General features: G+C 44.0%; 4 protein-coding genes. 3 read left to right on the forward strand and 1 reads right to left on the reverse strand.

The annotated features are described in order from the left end of the window. Positions 1-202: 202 nt before the first annotated feature. The gene (locus tag F6K37_RS30285; RefSeq protein ID WP_271968844.1) at positions 203-1,048 is read right to left on the reverse strand and encodes a tachylectin-related carbohydrate-binding protein; all 846 of its coding nucleotides are present in this window, start codon (positions 1,046-1,048) and stop codon (positions 203-205) included. A gap of 563 nt (positions 1,049-1,611) precedes the next feature. Here F6K37_RS30285 and mutS point away from each other — a divergent pair. From mutS to F6K37_RS30300, 3 genes are all read left to right on the forward strand, one after another. Then, positions 1,612-4,653, forward strand: a complete 3,042-nt coding sequence (gene mutS / locus F6K37_RS45735; protein WP_287254207.1) for a DNA mismatch repair protein MutS — start codon at positions 1,612-1,614, stop codon at positions 4,651-4,653. Positions 4,654-4,989: 336 nt separating this feature from the next. Further along, positions 4,990-5,166: a hypothetical protein gene (locus tag F6K37_RS30295; protein WP_287254209.1), complete on the forward strand. Its 177-nt coding sequence runs from the start codon at positions 4,990-4,992 to the stop codon at positions 5,164-5,166. Positions 5,167-5,457: 291 nt separating this feature from the next. Beyond that, positions 5,458-5,727, forward strand: a complete 270-nt coding sequence (locus F6K37_RS30300) for a hypothetical protein (protein ID WP_287254211.1) — start codon at positions 5,458-5,460, stop codon at positions 5,725-5,727. The last annotated feature ends 329 nt before the right edge of the window (positions 5,728-6,056 follow it).

The raw sequence follows: 6,056 nt of genomic DNA on the forward strand, positions 1-6,056 counted from the left end.
ATCAACTCCCTAGTCCAGGGGAAACGCATCTTATTTTTGTACATGCTGGCGGGGTCAGGATTTCAGCGATCGAGTTCTGTTTGAAATCAATTGATTAAATCCTTACTGGATAAGGGTTTTGCAATTTAGATGCGTTTGCCCTAGTTCCTTTTGTCAAGCGTGATTGAGATGCTCTTACCCTGAGCTATAAACCTGGCTGACCCTAGAAGATATTCTGGTATTCGTTCCAACCGTTTGAAATAACCTTCTCCGCACCCTGATTCTGAAAGTTATTAGGATCCGGTAGACCAATATAGCTATAGTAGGACAGTTGGCCGTTGGGCTTTAGAGCAAACAGAACTCCACAACCTCCGGAAAAAACTCTACTATATTCGTTCCAACCGTCTGAAATAACCTTCTCCGCACCCTGATTCTGAAAGTTATTAGGATCCGGTAGACCAATATAGCTATAGTAGGACAGTTGGCCGTTGGGCTTTAGAGCAAACAAAACTCCAGAACCTCCGGAAAAAACTTTACCATATTCGTTCCAACCGTTTGAAATAACCGTCTCCGCACCCTGATTCTGAAAGTTATTAGGATCCGGTAGACCACTATAGCTATAGTAGGACAGTTGACCGTTGGGCTTTAGAGCAAACAAAACTCCACAACCTCCGGAAAAAACTCTACTATATTCGTTCCAACCGTTTGAAATAACCGTCTCCGCACCCTGATTCTGAAAGTTATTAGGATTCGGTAGACTACTATAGCTATAGTAGGACAGTTGACCGTTGGGCTTTAGAGCAAACAAAACTCCACAACCTCCGGAAAAAACTTTACTATATTCGTTCCAACCGTTTGAAATAACCGTCTCCGCACCCTGATTCTGAAAGTTATTAGGATTCGGTAGACCACTATAGCTATAGTAGGACAGTTGACCGTTGGGCTTCAAGGCATAAAGAATGTGAAAACCAGACTTACCTTCAGTCAAAACAGGGGTCAAGGTTGTAAATAGCCCGGTCATGGTAGCGAGTACAACCAAAAACATTCGACGTCTGATGACACTTTTCATTTGTTATACGCCGTTTCATGTGAATAAATGTGATTCGATTCCCTCCCAAGCTATTAATAAATTTAGAATATTTTAAATAAACACAATACTGTCATCAACAGCTGTTTAATTTATTCCACTTTATAGGGGCATCAGCAAGGGAATTGCTAAGTATTAAACATACACATAATTGATAATAATTTAGTTAGCACAATTGAGAATAGTTTAGTTAGCAAAGTTATAAAAAATTAATAATAATTAAGAATGATTTAGAATAATTTAGACATTCTGGCTAGGCTATACAATGCCAGGGTAAGCGCATCTTGTCAACAAACCGGGGGTAGTTCTCAATAAACCCGGTGTTATTGTGCTTATTGACAAGATATTTTATACATATAGTGTTTATGGAAATAAAGAAACACTATATGTATGAATCAATCAATTAGATGTGTTTACTCTGCTGCCTAGTCTTGATAAAACCATTGCGATATAGTAATAAACCCTTAGTGGAAATGAATCTAACAAACTGAAGATGAGTTAGATTTACCTCTTACTATAGAGTATTGGTATTTCTAGCTTATTACATGAGCAGATCCCCTCAAGCATCTACTCCCGAATCCAACGATAACCTTCCGAAAAGGGCAACTGAAGCAGCAAGGAAAGTTGCGCCTGAGAATACTGACCATCGGACAGTGGACCGCAGTAAGCTGACACCGATGATGCACCATTTTGCTGAACTAAAAGACCAGTATTCCCATGCTGTGCTGCTCTACAGAGTTGGGGACTTCTATGAAACCTTCTTTCAGGATGCCAGGATAATTTCTGAAGCCCTGGAACTGGTCTTAACCAGCAAAGAAGCTGGTAAGGGAGTGGGACGGGTGCCAATGACAGGGGTTCCTCACCATGCTTTGGACCGCTACAGCACCATGCTAGTGGAAAAAGGCTATGCGATCGCAATTTGTGACCAAGTGGAAGATGCCTCAGTAGCAGCCAAAGAAGGACGTCAGGTGCGCCGGGAAGTCACCCGTGTCCTTACCCCCGGTACCTTGATGGAAGAGGAGATGCTCCATGCTCGTCGTAACAATTTCTTGGCAGCAGTAGTGATTGCTAAGAATCATTGGGGTTTAGCCTATGCAGATATTTCCACTGGGGAATTTCTGACTACTCAAGACCGAGAGTTAGACCTGCTGGTTCAGGAATTGATGCGCTTGCAGCCGTCGGAGGTATTAATTCCCACCAATGCTCCCGATTTGGGGAGTATGCTACGACCTGGTCAGACCTCTGAGAGTTTACCGGATTGTTTACCAAATTCATTTTGTTATGCACTCCGTCCCCAACGACACTTTACCTTGGCAGAAGCCCGACAGCGACTGTTGGAACAGTTCAAAGTGCGATCGCTTGAAGGGTTAGGGTGTGAACATCTGCCCCTTGGTGTCCGTGCTGCTGGTGGGTTGTTGGAATATCTGAAAGATACCCAAAAAGAAAATTATGTAGCGTTACAGATATTACGGACCTATACCATTGCTGATTATTTAATTCTCGACCACCAGACTCGTCGCAATCTCGAAATTACTGCTACTGTCCGAGATAACACCTTTAACGGTTCCCTGCTTTGGGCTCTAGATCGAACCAGTACAGCCATGGGAGGTAGAGCATTGCGGCGCTGGCTACTCCAACCATTACTAGAGATTAAGGGAATCCGGGCGCGACATGATACCATCGCGGAATTAGTGGAGAATACTGGACTGCGCCAGGACTTACAGCAGCTGCTTCGGAAAATTTATGACTTGGATCGGTTGACAGGGAAAGCAAGTTCTGGTAGAGCTAATGCCAGAGATTTAGTAGCCTTAGGGGATTCTCTGTTGAGGTTACCGGAATTAGCTGACCTAGCGGCTTATGGCTCTTCTCCCTATCTGAAAGTGATGCAGAATGTACCGCCACAATTGGAAGAGTTAGGGCACACACTGCAGGAGCATCTGGTAGAGTCACCACCCTTGCATCTGACTGAGGGAAAATTAATTCGGCCTCAGGTCAATCAGCAGTTGGATGAAATGCGTGCTCAAGCCGAGGAGGATCAGCAGTGGATTGCTAATTTGGAAGTAACGGAGCGGGAAAAGACAGATATTCCCAAGCTGAAGGTAGGGTTTAATAAGACCTTTGGATATTACATTAGTGTACCTCGTGCTAAGACAGCTCAGGTACCAGATGATTATATTCGGAAGCAGACGTTAGTTAATGAAGAGCGCTATATAACCCCAGAGCTGAAGGAACGGGAAGCACGGATTCTCACGGCCCGGGAGGATTTGAATCGTTTAGAGTATGAAATTTTTGTGGGCTTGCGCCATGAGGTAGGGCTGGAAGCTGACAGGATTCGGGGTGTGTCTCGGGCGGTAGCAGCATTGGATGTGTTGTGTGGATTAGCAGAGGTCGCTGTTTATCAGGGATATTGTCGTCCCGATATGGATCAAAGCCGGGAAATTCGGATTATAGATGGACGGCATCCAGTGGTGGAACAGTCCTTGCCCAGTGGCTTGTTTGTCCCGAATTCCGCGTCTTTAGGTCAAAACAAGTTAAAGGTTGACGGGGAGTTGAAGGTTGACGGGGAGTTGAAGGTTGACGGGGAGTTGAAGGTTGACGGGGAGTTGAACGTTGAAGGTTCTTCTGAGTTGAACGTTGAAAATTCTAACGAGCAACCTTCTAACCAGCAACCCGATAACGAGCAACCCGATAACGAGCAACCTGCTAACCTTCAACCTGCTAACCTTCAACCTTCTAACCTTCAACCTTCTAACCTTCAACCTTCTAACCTTCAACCTTCTAACCTTCAACCTTCTAACCTTCAACCTTCTAACCTTCAACCTTCTAACCTTCAACCAAACAACCTGCAACCAAACAACCTGCAACCTGCCACCGAAACGGATATTCCTGATTTGATTATTTTGACCGGACCTAACGCCAGTGGGAAGAGTTGTTATTTGCGTCAGGTAGGATTGATTCAGTTGATGGCACAGGTGGGAAGTTTTGTGCCAGCATCAGAAGCAAGTTTGGGGATATGCGATCGCATTTTTACCAGAGTCGGTGCGGTGGATGATTTAGCAACAGGCCAGTCTACCTTTATGGTGGAAATGAACGAGACAGCGAATATTCTCAATCATGCTACGGATAAGTCTTTAGTGTTGTTGGATGAGATTGGTCGAGGCACAGCAACCTTTGATGGTCTTTCCATCGCTTGGGCGGTCGGGGAGTATCTGGCCATGGAAATTAAGGCACGAACGATTTTTGCCACCCATTATCATGAGTTGAATGAGTTAGCCTCGATTTTGCCCAATGTCGCTAATTATCAAGTGACCGTAAAAGAGTTAGCCAATGAAATCATCTTTTTGCATCAGGTACAGCCAGGAGGAGCTAACCGTTCTTATGGGATTGAGGCAGGACGTTTAGCGGGTTTACCAACCTCAGTGATTAATCGGGCGAAACAGGTGATGAAGCAAATTGAGAAGCACAGTAAAATTGCCCTGGGGTTGCGCAAGGGGATTGGCAAACAATTGTCAGCTAGGAATACAACTGGCCAAAAGGTGAGCGACCAAGAGATGACCATCGAACAGTTGGATATTTTTGATGACTAAGCCACCATGGTTGTGATTTGATTAACAACTACACAGTTAACACAGCTACACAGTTAACGCGGATGGGATGAGACCTAGAAGCCGCTAAGGGAAAGCATTTCCGACCACTGCCCTTACGGCTGAAGTTCCCCCGTTCATTTGTACTACTATACTAGTTAAAAGCTCTCCCCATAAGGGATATAGCGATTGAGCCCAAAAATTGTGTACCCATGTTGGTTCTTGAAGTATGTCTGCAATTGGAATATAATCCAACTATAGGCACTGGTCGCATTTTTATTTGAGAACCAAATCGCTTCTTGATGCAATAGCGAGTGGGGGAAACCACGGCAGTCGCTCATGGGGGAGACCCCCAAGACCGCGCTGCCTCCCCAAGACCGTAATGGTGCGTTTTCCGTAGGCGAATTAAATTCGCCACGGGTCGCACCTCTGCATCGCTCAAACGCCCTTCAGATAAACGTTGTGAGCATTCTCAATAAGACTGTACCCAGTAGCAATAAGTACCGACAAGCCTAGGAACGCCACAGAGCTTGGGATTGAGGTTTCGAGTAGTTCAAACTTTGGGGGAACTTCAGTTACGGAAAAAAATCCGATTGCATAAATTTTTCAGCTAGCCCTGATTACTATATAGACCTTAACTAATCAATTTTGGGAGCAGCTCCGTGACTAGATACTACGCCACCTGTAACTTTTAATAGGCATAAACCCTTACTTTATCAAGGGTAGCATCGTCGATTATAGCGTCATGTGATCTATAAGTTTTGTGGATTTGTATTTTTTTAAGTTATTGGATGAGCGAGGCTAATCATGAAAGTTAAAGACGTCTATCAAGATGAACAAGGAAATTGGCATATCGACTATGGAGTTGATCATCTGATGGGGCTAGCCATTAGGAATGATTTAGGACAGACACTGATCCAATTTATTATTTCGATTCCCATGAGTTTCTTATTTTTTATATTTTTACTTTCCGTTTTCGATGCCTTAATTGAATTAATACCGCAGGTAGATACCAGTATTCAACAGATAGTTCCTCAAGAAAATGGCTCTCCTCAAATGATTATAGTAAATGAGTAGTTTAAAGGAGCGATTACCCCTAAAAATACATTGTCTTGATACCAGGGCTATTTCATTATAAAAAGTTGTTTAATCGTGTCTAGACCAAAAGAACAAGGTCGTTGTCTTGATGCAGTCCCCGATGAGACACTGCATCAAGAGATAGAATGGTTTTTTATAAATAACCCGTCCCATCAGAGGATATCTGAAAAGTGTTTTTATAGTGAATTTTGCCCCCCTAGCCCCCCAACTTTGGGGGGAAAAAGAGTCCGTTTGCTTCTAAAAGTCCCCCAAGATTGGGGGATTTAGGGGGCTTGGATGTAGCAAATGAGACTTCTCAGACAACCTCT

This window comes from Moorena sp. SIO4E2, assembly GCF_010671945.1.
Classification (GTDB): Bacteria; Cyanobacteriota; Cyanobacteriia; order Cyanobacteriales; family Coleofasciculaceae; genus Moorena; species Moorena producens.